Source organism: Actinoplanes sp. NPDC026670 (assembly GCF_040638175.1).
GTDB lineage: Bacteria > Actinomycetota > Actinomycetes > Mycobacteriales > Micromonosporaceae > Actinoplanes.
In genome coordinates this window covers 181,456-198,111 of record NZ_JBEZXU010000010.1, presented here as the reverse complement: position 1 = coordinate 198,111, position 16,656 = coordinate 181,456, and the positions used below count along the sequence as shown (strand labels likewise).

At 70.9% G+C, this 16,656-nt stretch carries 14 protein-coding genes and 1 pseudogene; 11 read left to right on the top strand and 4 right to left on the bottom strand.

All coding sequences use genetic code 11. The features are described 5' to 3' along the window. Positions 1-87: 87 nt before the first annotated feature. The 5 genes from AB0E94_RS13085 to AB0E94_RS13065 all read left to right on the top strand — a co-directional run bounded on the left by AB0E94_RS13085 (position 88) and on the right by AB0E94_RS13065 (position 7,589). On the top strand, positions 88-4,086 hold the full coding sequence (locus AB0E94_RS13085; protein WP_360325806.1) for a hypothetical protein: 3,999 nt from the start codon (positions 88-90) through the stop codon (positions 4,084-4,086). Between the two features lie 144 nt (positions 4,087-4,230). Further along, positions 4,231-4,626 (top strand): hypothetical protein, encoded by a 396-nt coding sequence (locus AB0E94_RS13080; RefSeq protein WP_360325804.1) that lies wholly within the window; start codon positions 4,231-4,233, stop codon positions 4,624-4,626. Positions 4,627-4,688: 62 nt separating this feature from the next. After that, a complete protein-coding gene (locus AB0E94_RS13075) occupies positions 4,689-5,864 on the top strand; it encodes a hypothetical protein (RefSeq protein WP_360325803.1) in 1,176 nt (391 codons plus the stop codon). Positions 5,865-5,962: 98 nt separating this feature from the next. Beyond that, complete coding sequence (locus AB0E94_RS13070) at positions 5,963-6,793, top strand: carbon-nitrogen hydrolase family protein (protein WP_360325845.1); 831 nt, start codon at positions 5,963-5,965, stop codon at positions 6,791-6,793. Between the two features lie 49 nt (positions 6,794-6,842). Continuing rightward, on the top strand, positions 6,843-7,589 hold the full coding sequence (locus AB0E94_RS13065; protein WP_360325801.1) for a L,D-transpeptidase family protein: 747 nt from the start codon (positions 6,843-6,845) through the stop codon (positions 7,587-7,589). 3 nt (positions 7,590-7,592) lie between these two features. On the opposite strand, the gene AB0E94_RS13060 is transcribed toward AB0E94_RS13065, so the two are convergent. Then, entirely contained in the window at positions 7,593-8,021 is a 429-nt protein-coding gene (locus AB0E94_RS13060) for a MarR family transcriptional regulator (protein ID WP_360325800.1), read from the bottom strand. Between the two features lie 35 nt (positions 8,022-8,056). Between AB0E94_RS13060 and AB0E94_RS13055 the strand changes: the two are divergent. After that, positions 8,057-9,193, top strand: a pseudogene (locus tag AB0E94_RS13055) (multidrug effflux MFS transporter); the annotation flags it as partial. Between the two features lie 146 nt (positions 9,194-9,339). Here the strand turns inward: AB0E94_RS13055 and AB0E94_RS13050 are convergent. After that, entirely contained in the window at positions 9,340-10,383 is a 1,044-nt protein-coding gene (locus tag AB0E94_RS13050) for an endoglucanase (protein WP_360325798.1), read from the bottom strand. A 211-nt stretch (positions 10,384-10,594) separates the two neighbouring features. Here AB0E94_RS13050 and AB0E94_RS13045 point away from each other — a divergent pair, with 211 nt between their 5' ends. From AB0E94_RS13045 to AB0E94_RS13035, 3 genes are all read left to right on the top strand, one after another. Continuing rightward, positions 10,595-11,380, top strand: a complete 786-nt coding sequence (locus AB0E94_RS13045) for a poly-gamma-glutamate hydrolase family protein (protein ID WP_360325796.1) — start codon at positions 10,595-10,597, stop codon at positions 11,378-11,380. 29 nt (positions 11,381-11,409) lie between these two features. Beyond that, a complete protein-coding gene (locus tag AB0E94_RS13040; RefSeq protein ID WP_360325794.1) occupies positions 11,410-11,985 on the top strand; it encodes a hypothetical protein in 576 nt (191 codons plus the stop codon). A gap of 78 nt (positions 11,986-12,063) precedes the next feature. Continuing rightward, entirely contained in the window at positions 12,064-12,894 is an 831-nt protein-coding gene (locus AB0E94_RS13035; protein WP_360325793.1) for an alpha/beta hydrolase, read from the top strand. Positions 12,895-12,900: 6 nt separating this feature from the next. On the opposite strand, the gene AB0E94_RS13030 is transcribed toward AB0E94_RS13035, so the two are convergent. After that, on the bottom strand, positions 12,901-13,722 hold the full coding sequence (locus AB0E94_RS13030; RefSeq protein ID WP_360325791.1) for an aminoglycoside phosphotransferase family protein: 822 nt from the start codon (positions 13,720-13,722) through the stop codon (positions 12,901-12,903). A gap of 78 nt (positions 13,723-13,800) precedes the next feature. Then, the gene (locus AB0E94_RS13025; protein ID WP_360325789.1) at positions 13,801-15,006 is read right to left on the bottom strand and encodes a histidine kinase; all 1,206 of its coding nucleotides are present in this window, start codon (positions 15,004-15,006) and stop codon (positions 13,801-13,803) included. Positions 15,007-15,069: 63 nt separating this feature from the next. On the opposite strand from AB0E94_RS13025, the gene AB0E94_RS13020 reads away from it, so the two are divergent. Both AB0E94_RS13020 and AB0E94_RS13015 read left to right on the top strand, forming a co-directional pair. Continuing rightward, positions 15,070-15,723, top strand: a complete 654-nt coding sequence (locus AB0E94_RS13020; protein ID WP_360325843.1) for a response regulator transcription factor — start codon at positions 15,070-15,072, stop codon at positions 15,721-15,723. Between the two features lie 210 nt (positions 15,724-15,933). Continuing rightward, positions 15,934-16,656: a class I SAM-dependent methyltransferase gene (locus tag AB0E94_RS13015; RefSeq protein WP_360325787.1), complete on the top strand. Its 723-nt coding sequence runs from the start codon at positions 15,934-15,936 to the stop codon at positions 16,654-16,656.

Genomic DNA, 16,656 nt, shown 5'->3' with positions numbered 1-16,656 from the left:
ACGCCTCCGCGCGGCCCTCGACCTCCCCATCGGACTCTCCTAAGGTGACGGTGACGCTACGACGCGTGACCTGCACTGGAGGTGGCCTTGCCGGAGTCGACTGGGAAACTGCGGCTGGCCCGGCTGGCCGCCTTCCTGCTGGCGGGCGGCTCGATCGTCTGGATCATCGCCCAGGTCGCACAGGGCCAGTTCGACCTGTGGGGACCACTCGGCGTGCTCACCGCCTGGCTGTCGCTGAGAGGCGACTCGGCGGACCGGCGCCGGCAGCGCCTCGCGCCCGGTCCGTCCACGGATGATCTGGCCACCGAACTCGCCGACATCCTCAAACACAAATGCCGAGCCGAGGTGACCGACCGGAAGCTCCTCGCGGAGTCCGGCCTCCTACCCATCGCCTGGACCGAGGTGGAAGCGGGCGCCCCCGGAGTTCCGGTCGACGAGACCCGGCCGGAGCAGCGGATCCGGATGCGTTTCGACGACGCGGCACGCCGGCTGGCCGAACTGTTCCGCAAGGATCCGACCGGCAGCCTGGTGGTACTGGGCCAGCCGGGCGCCGGGAAATCGGTACTGGCCCTCACCCTCCAGGTCGGCCTCCTGAACTCACGGGCCATCGACGAAGCCGTGCCCGCCCTGGTCTCGGTCGCGTCCTGGAATCCACTCGGCGCCACCCTCGACGAGTTCCTGGTCGACGCCCTGGCCCGGGCGCATTACGGCGGCAACCCCGAACATCCCCGGCGACTACTCGAAACCGGCCGCCTGCTGCCGATCCTGGACGGCCTCGACGAGATCCCCGAAATGTCGCGAGGCACCGCCGCCACCGCCGTCAACGAGGCGATCAACCTGCATGGCCGGCCACTCGTCGTCACCTGCCGCCTGGTCGAATACGAGGACCTGATCCAGGGTGGGGCACCGCCACTGCGCAAGGCCACCGTGATCCGGGTTCTACCGATCCGCCCCCGCGAGGCCGTCGCATACCTGACGCCGACGTCGCCCACCGAGGCTCTGGCCTGGGCTGAGGTCCTCACCGAGATCGAACGGCCCGGTGCGCCGCTGGCCCTCGCCTACTCGACACCGCTGATGCTCTCGATTGCCCGCGACGTGTACGGGCGTCTCGGCCGCGACCCGCGCGAGCAACTCGACCCGGCACTGGACTCGCGGCTCGCCGTCGAGAACCGGCTGCTGGACGAACTGGTCGACGCGGCCTATCCGCAGCCGGACGGAACGGAGCCGAACCGACCGCCGCCCGGCAGATGGCCGAAGGAGAAAGCGTCGCGCTATCTGCGGTTCCTGGCCCGCTACCTCTACGACGTGGAGGAGCGTGACCTGCGCTGGTGGGACTTCGCCTACCTCCTGTCCCGCTTCGGAACGGGGACCGTTCTGGGTACGGTGGCCGGCCTCCTGATGATGATCGCCACCTGGTCGTGCTTCGTGGCCGGCGGCGGAACCAGGGATGCGGGTCTCACCATCGGCACATTGGTCGGTTCGATGTTCCTGCTTTTGATCATGCTCAGCTGGTCGGTCGACGCCACACCGCCCAGCCGATTGCCGGTCCGGCCGTTCTCCCCGGCGACGATTCGGGAGGCGATCGCTGTCACACCGGCGCCGATTTCGGCCATTCTGGTCTGGGTCCCATTCGCCTTCTGCTCCGCGATCGCGATCACGGTGGTCGACGGCTGGTCGACCTCCACCACGTCTCTGTTCCTCGGATCGATGGGACTCGGGTCAGCGCTGTTGGTGGCGGTCACCATCGGGGTCGCGGTCCACCGTTGGCTATCGGCCGCGCCCGCCTCAGCCCGGCTGGACTCACCACGGGCCGTGCTGCGCCAGGACCGTGACTCGACGCTCGTCGGCTCGACCGCCGGCGGGCTCGTCGTCGCATTGCTTCTCGCCCCGTTGATGCTGACGACCGTCGTGCTCGGCAGTGTCGTCTACGGTTGGACGACCGGCGGCGCGGGCTGGCTGCGGGGCGCCCGGCTGCCAGACATCACCCGCGCACGTCTCGCCGATGCCGTGCCCGGTCTCTTCCCGTCGTGGCCGGTCGCGATATGGATTCTCATCGTGGTGCCCGGTCTGCTCACCTGCGCCTGCATGCTGGCGTCCCGGGCGTGGTTCCGCTTCCAGATCGCCCGGGCCGTTCTGGCGGGCCGACGCGTCCTGCCCTGGCAGATTCTTGGACTGCTCGAGGACGCCTGCACGCACGAACTGCTACGGCAGGTCGGCGGGACCTACCAGTTCCGGCACCTGCGACTTCAGGAACGGCTCGCCGACGATCAGTCACCCGCATACCGCGCCGAGGTGGAGGCGGCTCAGGCGCGGGCCCGGCGGCGGCGCCGGGTACTCGTACCGGCGCTGATCCTGACCTTCCTGGGCACGCTCGCCGTTCCGCTGACGGTGGCGCCTCGCGACAACGCCGACACCGTGTTGCGGCTGCCCTACGGCACCGCCGCCTACGACCTCCTGGTCAGCCCGGACGGCTTGAACCTGGCCGTCTCCTCGGACGACGGCATCCGGCTGTGGCGTTTGGACGGGGAACTCGAACCCGACGCCCGCCCCTACTTCATCGAGACCGCCGGCAACGAGATCCAGCACTACTTCAACCCGGGCGGTCTGCTGTTCATCGTGCACGACAAGGTCTCGTCGACGGTCGGTCCCAACGCGGATCCCGAGCCCCGCGAACGAGCGTGGCGCTGGGCCGCGCAGGGCTGGGAACCGCTCGGCACCCCGCGCCCACCCGCGGCCGTGATGCTCCTGAACGGCGGCGAACAGGTAGGCATGCTGTCCGCCACCGACGGGCGGGCCGACGCCACACTCACCGTCTACGCCGCCTCCGGCGGACCGGCCCGCTCGATCCACGGCCGTTTCGCCACCGATCTCAGCGACTCCGCTCCGCCCGAGTACGACTCCGACGGCGCACCCGTCGACCTCGTTCCGCAGCGGTTCGTGCTGGCGGGACAGGACAACGGCTCGCTCGAGATATGGGACATCGGGGACGACCACGCCACGGCGAAGGTGATCGCCGAGCCGGGCGGCGGCCCCAACGAGGCACTGCTGGATCCGTCCGGGCGATGGATGGTGGTGCGCACCAGGAACGGTGCGAGGCTCTTCGACCTGTCGCTGGGGACATCGGCCCCGCTGCTGTACCGGGAACCCGGCTCGGCCGACCAGGTCTATCGGGAGACCAAGTCGGAACTGCGCTTCGATTCGACCGGGACCTGGCTCGCCGGTTCGAGCGGAACCAGGGAGAACCAGTCCGACGACGACCGCACCGTGACCGTCTGGAACACGGCGGACGCCCGGCAGCGGGACTCCTGGACACTCGACGAGGACGTGCTCGACGTCGAGTTCGTCCCCGGTACGCCCGCGCTGCTGGTGGAGACCGCGGAGCAGGACTCGAACGACGGCACACTACGGATCCTGCCGGTGGGCGGCCCTGCGTCATCACCGTTGACGAACACATACGACCACTCCCTGTACCGCACCTCGCCGTACCCGGTCCTGGTCGCCGCACGACGCCGGTCGGCCGGGGCGCCGGACAAACGGGTCGACATCGTCGACGCGCGGACCGGCGCCGTGCGGCACACCATCGACCTGCCCGGCGATCCCGACGATCTCGATGCGTGGACGCCCCGCCCCGGTGACCGGGAGGGCAATCCGCCTCCGATCGTGGTGACTTCCGACAACGGCGACACCATGGCCTGGAACTCGGTCACGGCGCAGGAACTGGGCCCCGGCGGGCACGTCGAATGGGGCGGCCACCTGGAGAACCCGCTCGGGACGGTCATCGCCGGCTGGAACAGCGGCCGTCTGACGCTCTACGACGCCAGGACCGGCGCACGTGGGCCGCGCCTGGTCAGTTCGCTCCCGCCCGCGGACGACGCCAACCCCACCTTCAGCGCCGACGGCACCTACCTCGCGGTGTCCGCCGCGGGCGGAGCGATCCAGGTGTGGGATCTCGACAACTCCCGCACCATCGAACTGGAGGGACACAGCGGCGAGGTGTCGACGTTCGTCTGGGGCTGCCATCGGACCCGTGGGATGTTGATCAGCGCGGGCGCAACGGACTCCACGGTGCGACTGTGGAAACTGTGACCGGGACGTCAGCAGGCGGGAACCGACAGGTCCGATCGCCGCGACGGTCGGCGGCCGCGCGCCGTCCTGGCCGGCGGCACCGCGCCCAGTCACATCGGTAAATCTGACGAACAGACTGTCGTACCCGGCCGCTATTCTCCCGGCATGATCGAACGACCCAGTGTGCGCTGGCGGAACCGGATCGCCGCGCAGGAGGCCGAGGTCGCCGCGGGCACCCTCGCGCCGGAGAAGGCGTACGCCGCCGAGCTGTGGCCGGTGGCGTTCACCGCCGCCGTCGACACCGTGCTGGCCTCCTACGAGCAGGAGGTCGCCGACGTCGACCAGAGTTCCGACGAGGCCGTGTGGGCCGCGGTGGAGCGGGCCGTGGTGGGGCTCAACGTCGCCGACGAGTCGTTCGGGGCGATCGAGACGGGTGAGCGTGAGGACCTCGCCGAGTATCTCGATGTGGTCCTGACCAGCGCCGGGGTGGATGTGGCGGCGCTGACCGCCCGCGCCGGCCGGGACCGTGCCGAGCTGACCGACGCGTGGCGCGACTGGTGACTGGCTCGCATCGACCAGAATGATCCTCGAGGCCGTTGCGGTGGCGGCCCTGAGGAGTGCCGATGACCGACATCGAGGACCTGCGGGCAGCTGCCGGGCGGTTGCGCGGGCCGGCGGCGTCGTCGACGGCCGCGGCCCGTGAGCTCGGCTCGATCCTGTATGCGCTCGGCGAGCTCGAGCGGGGCGCCGGCCAGTTCACCGAGGCCGCGGCGACGCTCGACGAGGCCGAGACCACCTATCGGGGGCTCGGCGACAGCGTCGAGGTGGCCCAGCTCGTCGCCGACGTGGTGATCCGCCGGGCAAGGGTGCACGCCCAGGCCGGCCGCCCCCTGTCGGCGGTCGCCGATGTGCAGCAGGCGGTGCTGGGCTGCCTCGACCTGGCCACCGGGCCGCTTCGCTCGCCCGCCCGGCTCGCCGTCGCCCGGATCGTCGCGCACGCCGCCCATGTGCAGCTGATGATCGGCGGCGACCCCGACCTGATCGCCGGCGCGGCCGACTTCGCGCTCCGCGAGATCATCGGCGGGCTGGCACCCGGCGACGGGTTGCAGCTGTCCCCGGTCGACGCGGGCACGCTGGGGCTGGCCGGGCAGGTCGCCGCCATCGTGCACACCGCTGCCGGCCGCCGGCAGCTGGCCGAGGCGGCGCAGTGGCTGGCCGGGATGGTGTCCGGAGGGCCGGTCGCGCCGTCGGCGGACGAGGTAGCGCAGGTGCGTGACGGCCTGCCGACTCTCGCGTCGGTGCTCACCGAGTCCGGCAACGACCGCTATCTGAGCGTTCTCACCGCACCACCGACCGAGGTGCGGCTGCTGGTGCCGGCCATGCGGGTGAGCACGGGTGTCGCGGCCGCTTACGGCGCGGTACTGGGCAAGCTGCAACTGGAGACGAGCGGCTCGGCGGAACGCCTGGTCGGGTTGGAGTCGCACGCCCTGTTCGTGTGGGCGTCGCAGCAGGGCGAGTTCAACATGCGCCACCAGTTCGCGACGTTCGGGCTGGAGTGGCTGACCGCGGTGATCAATTTCGGCCAGCGGTACGCCGAGCAGGAGCTGTGGCCGGCCGCTCTCGACGCGTCGGGCTGGCTGACCGGCATCGTGGCTCAGCTCGCACCCTTCGCCACGTTCGACGACGGCGTGCGCCGCAACGTCGTGGCCGTCATGGAGTGGCAGGAGATGATCTTCAACTCCACCGGCGACACCGCAGCCGCGGCCCGGGTCGCCGAGGCCCGCGCCACCCTGAGCTGATTTTCCCGGCACCGTCTTCCCGTCCGCATCTTCCCATCCGCGGCGGAACTGGGCAGGCTGGGCGGCGGCCCGATACCCGCCAGTGAACGGAGAGACCGATCCGCATCGCCATCGCGCAGACGACGGTCACCGTCGACCCGGTCGCCAACGGCGCCGCGATCAGGGCGGCGCTGCGGCGGGCGGCCGGCGACGGCGCCCGTCTCGTGCAGTTCGCCGAGGGCGCGCTGACCGGGTACGCCGGCGCCGACAAACCCCACTACCGCGGCTGGCGGATCGACTGGGCGCCGGTCGACGACGAACTGGCCGCCACCATGGCCCTCGCCGGTGACCTGGGCGTCTGGGCGGTCATCGGCGGCAATCACCGCCTGACCGGCGATCACCTGCCGCACAACTCGCTGTGGGTGATCAACGACAAGGGCGAGATGATCGATCGGTACGACAAGCGCCTGCTCTCCCACGCGGAGATCTCCGGCCTCTACACCCCGGGCGAGCACGTGTGCACGTTCGAGGTGGACGGGTTCCGGTTCGGCTGCCTGCTCTGTATCGAGGTCAACTTCCCGGAGCTGTGGCGGCAGCAGCACGATCTCGGCGTGGACTGTGTGCTGTTCTCCACCTACTCCGAGGACCCGATCTTCGAGATCATCGCCCGGGGCCACGCCGCCGCCCACAACTACTGGGTCGGTGTCGCCGTGCCCGCCCAGTGCGCCCCGGCCGGTTCGTCGGCGCTGATCGGCCCGCACGGCTACCTGCTGCGCCGGGCCGACCCGGACCGGCCCGACGTGATCTGCGTGGACCTGGACCGCACCGACCCCGACCTGGACTCCGCCCTCAACAAGGCCCGCCCGTGGCGAGCCACCGCCCGCTCCGGCGACGTCTACGCCGCCCGCCGGGTCACCGACGCCCGCAGCCTCGACCGGACCCGCCCATGATGCCGGAACCGTCCCGGCGGGCCTCCGCAATGCGCCCGGGGCGACGGCCGTGAGGCGTGTTGCGGTGCTGGTCGCGTTCGTCGTGGCGGCGGTGCTCGGGCCGGGCACGCCGGCGGCCGCCGCGCTGCCGGACGAGCTCGCGCATGTCGGCGACGCCCGCCAGGTGATCGCGGTGTCCGGGCGGAGCTGGACGTCGACGTATGCCACGGTTCGCGCCTATCAGCGTGGGACGGACGGCCGCTGGCGGCAGAGGTTCGCCACGATGAACGCCCGCACCGGTTACGGCGGCTGGAAGTGGGCTGCGAGCCGGCGCCAGGACACCGGTCAGACCCCGGCCGGGACCTTCACCCTGACCCAGGCCTTCGGGGTCCGGGCCGACCCGGGGACACGGTTGCCGTACCGCAAGGTCGACGGCAACGACTACTGGGCCGGCGACAACCGGGACGCGAAGACGTACAACCTCTTCCAGCCGTCCGCTTCGAAGACCCGCACCTGGCGCATCTCGCAGTCGGAGCGCCTCGCCGCCTATCCCCGGCAATACGCCCACGCCGTCGTGATCAATTTCAACCGACCTTCGGGGGTACGGTGGGACGCCACCCGAAAGCAGTACGTGGCCACCAAGAGGGCGGATACGCGTCTCGGCTCGGCGATCTTCCTGCACGCCAGTGGCAGCGGCTCGACGGCCGGCTGCGTGTCGGTGAGCCGGGCGAACCTGGTCCACCTGCTGCGCTGGCTGGATCCGGCCGCCAAGCCCCGGATCGTGATGGCCCCGGCGTCGGCGATCAGACGGGCCTGACCGTCACGAGGTGAGGTGGCGTTCGAGCCGGCTGAGCAGGTCGGCGCACTGCCGGGCCGCCTCGATGTCGTCGCCCAGCACCCCGGCGAGCTCCCTGGTCCACCCCTCCCGCAGGACCTGGAGGTTGGTCTCGGCGAGCTCGGTCGGATGCACCGCGACGCCACGGCCGGCGGTGGCCGTACGCAGGATCATGCCTTTGCTCTCGAGGGCGCGAAGCGCTGTGCTGACGTTGGTGCGCTGCAATCTGGTGCGCCGGGCGATCTCGCTGGGCGCCGCCCCGGGGTAGAGGTCCACCACCCGCATGACCTGCCGTTCGGTTTCAGTCATCGGGACCACGTGGGGGGCGTCCTCCGGGGTCCGGGCGCGCACCAGCCGGCCGACGTTGAGGATCAGGTCGGCCAGGTCGGCCAGCACGGCGTCGTCAGAGGGCATGGCCCTACCGTAGTGGATTATGCAAGGATAATTATGTGCACATAACAAAGCGCCGGACGCAGCTTGCTCTCGTGCTCGGCTCGCTGAGCGCCTTCGGCGCGCTCACCATCGACATGTACCTGCCGGCCATGCCCGGGATGGCCGGTGAGCTGCACACCAGCGCGCTCCAGGTGCAGCTCACGCTGACCGTGTTCGTCGTCGGCCTCGCCGTGGGCCAGGTGATCGTCGGCCCGCTGTCGGACGCCTGGGGCCGGCGCCGGCCGCTGCTGATCGGGATGGCGCTGTATGTGGCCGGGTCGCTCTGGTGCGCTCTCGCCCCTTCGGTCGGCTGGCTGCTGACCGGCCGGGTGCTGCAGTCGCTCGGCGCGGCCGCGGGCACCGTCCTGGCCCGGGCCGTCGTCCGCGACCTGTTCGAGGGCACCGCGATGACCCGCTTCTTCTCCACCCTGATGGTGGTCAACGGTGTCGCCCCGATCGTGGCGCCGGTGATCGGCGGTCAGCTGCTGACCTTCACCACCTGGCGGGCGGTCTTCCAGGTGCTGGCCGCCGTCGGCGTGATCCTGCTGGTCGCGGTCACGTTCACGCTGCCCGAGTCGCTGCCCGCCGACCGCCGGGCGCCGGCCGATCCGCGGGCCACCCTGCGCACCTTCCGCACCCTCGGCACCGACCGCCACTACCTGCGGTATGTGCTGGCGGCCGCGCTGATGTTCGCCGCCGTGTTCGCGTACATCTCGGGCTCGTCGTTCGTCCTCCAGGACGGTTACCGGCTGACGGCCCAGCAGTTCAGCGTCGTGTTCGGCGTCAACGGCCTCGGCATCGTGGTGTTCGGCCAGGTCAACGGCCTGCTGGTGGGCCGGGTCGCCGACGAGCACACGCTGCTGCGGGTCGCCCTGGCGGTCGCCACCCTGGGCTCGGCCGGTGTCCTGGCCAGTGCGGTCCTGGCGCTGCCGCTGCCGGTGCTGCTGATCTCCCTGTTCACGGTGGTGTCGATGCTCGGCATCGTGCTCGCCGACGCCACGTCGCTGGCCCTGGCCGGCCACGGTTCCGCCGCGGGCGCCGCCTCGTCGTTACAGGGCCTGCTCCAGTTCCTGGTCGGCAGCCTCGCCGCCGCCGCGATGAGCCTGTCCGGCCATGTGACCGCGACCGCCATGGGCGCCACCATGGTGGTCTGCTCCCTCGCCGCCTTCACGCTGCTACTCGGTCGCCGCCCACCTCGATCTTGGGGACTTCCGGCACACCCTCTGTCCCACCGCACTCCACAAGATCGGCGAAATGAGAGCGAGCCGCCACCCCGCGATGGGGTGGCGGCTCGAAGGTGTCAGCCCAGCTTCACGTTGAAGATCGGGTTGGCGGCCAGCCTGCGGAACGCGGCCAGCGACGCCTTGGTGCTGTCGATGCTGATGTCGCGGTTGCCCTCGTCGTCGTTCTTGGTGTCGAAGTGCACGATCGCCTTGATCGCGGGACGCTTGGCCAGCTGCGGCAGCACGCTGTCGTACACGGCGGACTTGTCGGTGGTCCGGCCGATGCGGTGGTAGCCACCCCACTCGGCGACCATGATCGGCTTGCCGGCGTGCTTGGTGGTCGCCCACTCGTAGAAGCCGAGGCCGCCACCCTTGGGCTTACGGTCCAGCAGGTCACCGAAGGTGCCGAAGTGGTAGTAACCCTTCTCCACCGAGACGTACGAGTCCAGGCCGATCCAGTCCACCACGTCGTCGCCCGGGTAGAGGTCCTTCCACCAGGACTGCGCCATCCACTTCTCGTTGCCCATGTAGGCCAGCACGTTCACGACGTTGTCGGCGCCCTGCGCCCGCAGACGCTGGATGGTGTGCCGGTACATGGCGGCGAAGTCCTTCGCCTCCCAGCCGGAACCCTTCTTGGCCACGACATCGTTCTCCGGCTCGTGGTTGAGAACCAGGAAGACCTTCTTGTCGTACGCCTTGATGCGCTGCGCGAACGCGTCGATCCGCTTGTCCTGCTGACCCTTGGCGACCTTGGCCCAGTTCGAGCCGTACGCGATCTTCCAGTTCAGCAGCAGCACCCGCGGCTTGGCCGGATCGTTGGTCATGGCGATCTCGGCCTTGGTCGGGAACGGCTCGTCGCCCTTGTGGTACGTGTGGAAGATCGTCGCGGTCCGGCCGCTCAGCTTCTCCCAGTTCTTGTGCTCCAGGTCACGAGGCTTGCTGGTGAACCCACCGGCCGCGCCACCCCACAACACGCCGCAGGACGGCACGAGGTTGGCGTCGGTGGTGCAGTTCTCACCGGTTCCGGCCGCGGACGCCGCGGTCGGCGCCAGGACGGTGGTGACACCCGCGATTACGGCGGTCAGAGCTGTCAGGAACATCGGCAGCTTGGCGCGTCGCAAAAATCTCTCCCCCTGTTGTCCGGCCTCGTGTCGGCCGGGCATGTGAAAGAGATTCCAGGGTGGCGGTTGCCTGTCGAGTACCCGTACCGGTGCCGCCCGGTAGCGGGATTCCAGACCCCGGGCCGTACGACTCGCCACGGGTGATCGGACGCCTGAACCCCGGGTTTAGCGGGGCAGCCGGTAACCCTCCAGGTGTGGAATCATCCGATCCGTGCTCACTCGTCGTAGTGTCCTGACCGCAGTCGGCGTTGCCGCGATCCCCGCCGCCGTCGCCGCCGGCGCCCGGCCCGCCCATGCCGCCGACTTCTATCCGTCGAACAGTGCGCTCTACGCAGACCCGGAGCTCACCGAGGGAGTCCACTACTCGCGGCGCTTCCGGCGGCACGCCGCGCTCGACGACACCGAGGCGCCGGGCGCCGCCTACCCGGACACCGTGATCGTCGCGCTGCACGGCGGCGGCATCGAGGTCGGGACGTCCGAGCTGTGCCTGGCCGTCGCCGGTTACCACCCGGCCGGCGGCGCCACCGGCGGGCCGGTCTACGACTACTGGCTGTTCGAGGGCCTGCTCTCCACCGGCAACGGCAAGCTGCACGTCACCTCGTCTCACTGCGACGACCCGGCCGCGCTGGCGACGGTCGCCGGCAGCCGCCGGGCGGTGTCGCTGCACGGCTGCACCCCGGAGCAGGCGGGCCTGCCCACCGGCGCCGCCGCCGTCCTGGTCGGCGGCCGCGACACCACCCTGAAGGCGGCGCTGCTCCAGGCCTATCTGGCCGCCGGCGTCCAGGCGATCGACGCGGCCTCGGTTCCCGATCTCAACGGCGACGACCCGGCCAACATCGTCAACCGCACCCTGACCGGCGCCGGCGCCCAACTGGAGATGACCACCCCACTGCGTACGCAGATGTTCGGCGTCAACACCCGGGCCGGCCGGAAGAACTCCACGCTGCCCGCGTTCTGGACGTTCGTGGACGCCACCCGGCAGGCCCTCGCCGGCTGACCTTGCCGGGACTTGCGACCATCGATGCCGTGTCATTCCTCGGTCGGATAACCCCGTTCCTCTGGATCCTCGCCATCATCTGCACCATCGGCGTGATCTCCGAGGTGGTCGGCGTCGTGCAGCAGATTCCCGTGCAACGCGGGATCGACGCGCACACCGTGCGGCTCGACGGCACTTTCGTCGAGCTGAGAATCGAAGGAACATTCGAAGACGACAAGCATTTCATCTCGTACGCCTACAACGACCGTGGCTACCGGACGGCCCTGCGCGGCCTCCCCGGGAATCCGGCCGTCGGCACGAAGGTGTGCGTGGAGATCGACTCGACCAAGCCGGAGAACATCCGCCCCTGTGACACCCGGGGTGGTCTCGGCGACAGTCTGGCCGGCCTGGGCTGGGGCGGCGGCATCCTCAGCATCACCCTGCTGCTGTTGTGGGCCCACAACGGCTTCACGTTCGACTTCCCGGTCGGCTTCGACTGGCGCCCCGGTTCCCGGCGCCCGGAACGCCCCCACCCGTCCAGCCTGCGCCGCAAACCCACCCGCCGCGACCGCAAACGCGCCCGAAAAGCCGAACGAGAGGCCGAGGACGAACTGTTCCGCTGGTGATCAGCCCAGGTCCGCCGTCCACTTCTGACCTTGCCGCCGCGGCGTTAGGCTTCGATGTCAGGGCGAACGGGGGCTCGCATGCTGAACGCGCAGTTGTCCGCCGGTGTCGTCGAGTATGCGGACACCGGTGGCGACGGACCGGTCCTGGTCTTTCTCACCGGCGCGTTCGTCGGCGCCACCCTCTGGCGGCACGTCGTCGCCGATCTGCGCGTCGATCATCGCTGTGTGGTGCTGGAGGTGCCGCTCGGCGCGCATCGCATCCCGCTGCGGCCCGACGCCGATGTCAGCTCACGCGGACTGGCGGCGCTGGTCGCGGAGTTCCTCGACGAGCTCGGCCTGCATGAGGTCACCCTGGTCGGCTGCGACTGGGGTGGCGCGCAGGTGGTCGCCGCCCACCATCCCGAGCGGCTGGCCCGGCTCGTGCTGCTGCCGCAGGAGTCGTTCGACAACTTCCCGCCCGGGGTGCCGGGCCGGCTGCTGTATGTGTCGTCGAAGGTTCCCGGGGCCACCCTGATCGCGTTGCAGACGCTGCGGGTCCGGGGCCTTCGCCGGGCCCCGGTCAACTTCGGGCAGATGTCGAAGCGCCCGGTTCCCGACGACATCATGGACGCCTGGCTGGCGCCGGCGCTCGGTTCCGCAGACATCCGTCGCGACCTGCTCAAATACCTGCGCTCCACCCGGCCCGGCGAGTATCTCCAGGTGGCGGCGAAGCTCGGCGGTTTCCAGCGGCCGGGCCTGGTGTTGTGGGCCCCGGAGAGCCGGATGATGCGCCGGGCGAACGGCCCACGCCTGGCGCAGGCCCTGCCACGCGGCCGGCTGGTCGAGGTGCCGGACGGCTTCACCCTCCTGCCCGAGGACCAGCCTCAGACCTGCGCCACCGAGATCCGCGCCTTCGTCGCCGCTTCGTGAGCGGGGTCATCCGGCCCGGAGCCGGGTGAGCCATTCGGCGGCGAGGCGGCGGCCGTCCGGGAGACGGTCGTCGCGGTCCCAGCGCCAGGCGGTGACCATCGCCAGCGTCAGGGTCCGGCAGTCGTTCAGCAGGTCGGGGTCGGCTCCCGGGTAGTGGTCGCCGACCTCGTCAGGTGCGTGTGCGAGGTCGAACTCGACCGGACCCCGGCAGCACGTCTCCAGGTCGATGAAGAGGGGGCCGTCGCCGGTCCGGAGCAGGTTGCCGGGATGCGGCTCACCGTGCAGGACCTGCTCGGCGTGGCCGCTTCCGGAGACCCTTCGGCGCAGGCGCCGCAGTGTGCGGTCGAGCAGTTCCCGGTCGGTGTCGGTGAGGTCGAGTGAACGCCCGCGGTCGGCCACGAGACGTTGCGCCTGCTCGACCCGCTCGGTGAAGTGCGGCGTGGCGACGTCGAGATCCCGCATCCCGGCGTGCAACCGGTGGAGCGCCGCCGCGTAGCCGGCCGCCGGGATCGGCCCGGCCAGCGGCTCATGATGGGTCCACAGTGTGACCTCGAACCCGTCGCGCTCGTGGGCGCGCGGCGGCACACGCGGGTCGGGGGCCGCCACCGGGCTCCCCGCAGCGGCCAGACGTCGCGCGACCTCGACCTCGAAACCGGCCGCCGCCCCGGCCGGGGACACCCGGGCGAGCACGTCGCACGGCAGCAGCCGCATCGTGATCCGGTTCGACTCCTGGAGAATTGTCGTGGTCTCGGCGACCAGGCCGAACTCCGCGACGACCGACACGGCCACGGCGGCGGCACGGTCGGTGGTCAGCCGGTCGACGCGCACACGCCGATCGTAGGGGCCAGCTCTGGGTTCCCTGCCGCAACCTCACGAGATCGCGGCGGGTCTACCGCGCCGCGGTCGTCAACCGCGGCGGTCGGGAATCGATGCGGTCAGGTCCCAGCCTCCGCCGGGGCGGGGGCCGGCGGTCAGGCGGCCACCCAGGGCGGTCACCCGCTCGTCCAGGCCGGTGAGGCCGAAACCGGTGCCGCGTGCGACATCCGGCGCCGCCGGGGCGGTGCCGTTGTCGCGGACGGTGACGGTGAGCCGGTGCGCGGCGTGACGCAGCTCGACGGTGACCTCGCTGGCGTCGGCGCCGTGCCGTCGCACGTTCGTCAGCGCCTCCTGCACCACCCGGAACGCGGCGACCTGCACCTCGTGCGGCAGATCCGCAGGCACCTCGGGGTACGGCAGAAGCGTCACCACCGGCCCGGCCCGGCTGAAGCCGTCGACGAGACCCGGTAGCGCCGCCAGGTCACCGGCCGTCCGGTTGTTGTCCGCCGCCGTGCCGGGCTCGGTGCGGAGCACGTCGACCGTACGCCGCATGGATTCGAGCGTCTCCCCCGCGGCGCGTTCGATGCCGACCAGGATCGGGCCGAGACGCTCGGGCTGGAGGGTGAGCACCGCCTGCCCCATCTGCGCCTGCACCAGGATGCCCGTCACGTGGTGGGCCACGAAGTCGTGCAGGTCGGCGGCCATCGCGAGCCGCTCGGCACGACGTGCGTCGACCAGCGCGACCCGGCGGCGCCGGTACCGTTCGTCCATCGTGCGCAGATAGCCGCCCAGGCCGGAGAAGATCGCCGCCAGCAGCGCCAGCACCACGACCACACCGAACTGGTCGTCGAGGACTCCCGGATCCTCGGAGCGTTGCCGCAGCGGCAGCGCCACCACCGCGAGCGCCACCACGGATGCGACAGGGGCCAGCCGGGCCGGATGGGCACTACGGACGGTGATCAGCAGCAGGCACAGCAGCGCCAGCGCCTCCCCCGGCCCGCCGAGCTGCGGCCCACCGGACAGATGGTTACCGATGGTGAACGCCAGAGAGCCGGCCGCCGGGACCGCGGCACGCAGCTCCGGGGTCAGCCAGGATGGCCGCCGGGACACCGGCCAGAGCACCGCCGCGACACTCGGGACGAGGATCACCAGCGGCCAGAAGGCGGCGTCGGCCTCCGCGTTCCACACGGCGGTGTCGATGACGGCGAGGATGCACAGGACGGCGGTGCCGATGACCCGCGCGACGCGCCAGAACCCTTTGCGGGGCGGCGCCGGATCATCCTCGCCCTCTGCCACGTCGCCGATGTTACGCTGCCGGACCAGGGTCACGGTCGGAGTCGTTCAGTGAGCATCACGGTCATGGTCGTCGACGATCAGGCGATGGTCCGTGAAGGTGTGGCCGTGCTCCTCGGGCTCCAGCCCGACATCGTCGTGGTGGCCGACGTCTCCGACGGCGGGCAGGCCGTCACCGCCGCCCGCGAGCACGACCCGGACGTCATCCTGATGGACATCCGCCTGCCGGTGATCGACGGGCTGGAGGCGACCCGCCGGATCCTCGACGTCCCGCCGGGCCGGCGCCGGCCGCGGGTGATCATGCTGACCACCTTCGAGCTCGACGAGTACATCTTCGAGGCGCTGCGCGCCGGGGCCAGCGGATTCCTGCTCAAGGGCGCCTCGGCAGCCGATCTGGCGCAGGCGGTCCGGGTGGTCGCGGCAGGCGAGAGCCTGCTTTCGCCGTCGGTCACCCGCCGTCTCATCGAGGAGTTCTCGGCACGTCCGGCACCACGCACCCCCAGCGGTACGGTGGTGTCAGCGCTCACCGCACGCGAAACCGAGGTCCTGACCCTGATCGCCGGTGGGCTGTCGAACGCCGAGATCGCGTCCCGGCTGGTGGTGGCCGAGGAGACGGTCAAGACCCACGTCGGCCGGATCTTCACCAAGCTCGGCCTGCGTGATCGTGCCCAGGCGGTCATCGCCGCCTACGAGGCCGGCCTCGTCGTCCCACGGACCTGACTCGCGGCTTTCGTCGCAGTTCCTCGTCGTCCTGCGCACCTGACTCGCGGCGGCAGTCGCGGCTCCTGGTCGTCCTTCACGCCGGCTCGCGGTAGCACCGCCAGCTGGACGTAGCTCCGTGGAGCTACGCCGGATCCGGCTCTCCGGGGCGACGACCTCGGCCCCTTCCGACGGCGAAACTCTCCGGACCGACAACCCGGAGGAGCCACGATGACCGAGGTCCACCCCGTACTGTCCCCATTCACCCTGGCCGACGCGGTGGACCTGTACCGCGCCTACGCCGCCGATCTGGCCGCCGCGCGAGCCGCACAGCGGGCCCTGCTGGCGCCGGGCGGGCCACGGCTGCACCCGAAACTCGACGACATCGAGGCCGAACTGACCTACCTGCTGGTCCGGCGTCACCGGCCACGCATGGTGACCGAGATCGGCACCTTCCACGGCTGGTCGACGACCTGGCTGCTGCGGGCGCTGCGCGACAACGGCGGGGGCGAGCTCCGGTCGTACGACATCGTCGATCATGCCCGGCGATCGGTGCCCGCCGAACTCGCCGACGGACGCTGGACGTTCCACCACGGTGACGTGCGGCAGGCCGGCCTCACGCCGGGGCTGATCGACTACCTGTTCATCGACGCGGCGCACACCGCACCGTTCGCCCGCTGGTACACCACCGGTCTGCTGCCCCAGTTGCGCCCGAACGTGCCGGTCAGCGTGCACGACGTCTACCACGGGCGGCGGGCCGGCCGGTTCAGCGAGGGCCGGGTGGTGCTCGACTGGCTAGCGGCCCGCGGGCTCGGCCACTTCACGGCGTCGCGGGCCGCCGCTCCGGCCGTCCACGCGGAGATCCTCGCCGTCCGGCGGGAGCTCGGCCTGACCGAGCCGGTGCACCGCGGCGACCACAACCCGATGATCTTTTTCCGCCTGGGCGGGGCCTGA

Coding starts and splice junctions, on each gene's coding strand:
- AB0E94_RS13015 (WP_360325787.1), top strand. CDS start 15,934: ATGACCGAGGTCCACCCCGTACTGTCCCCATTCACCCTGGCCGACGCG.
- AB0E94_RS13060 (WP_360325800.1), bottom strand. CDS start 8,021: ATGCCCTCTGACGACGCCGTGCTGGCCGACCTGGCCGACCTGATCCTC.
- AB0E94_RS13020 (WP_360325843.1), top strand. CDS start 15,070: ATGGTCGTCGACGATCAGGCGATGGTCCGTGAAGGTGTGGCCGTGCTC.
- AB0E94_RS13035 (WP_360325793.1), top strand. CDS start 12,064: ATGCTGAACGCGCAGTTGTCCGCCGGTGTCGTCGAGTATGCGGACACC.
- AB0E94_RS13080 (WP_360325804.1), top strand. CDS start 4,231: ATGATCGAACGACCCAGTGTGCGCTGGCGGAACCGGATCGCCGCGCAG.
- AB0E94_RS13075 (WP_360325803.1), top strand. CDS start 4,689: ATGACCGACATCGAGGACCTGCGGGCAGCTGCCGGGCGGTTGCGCGGG.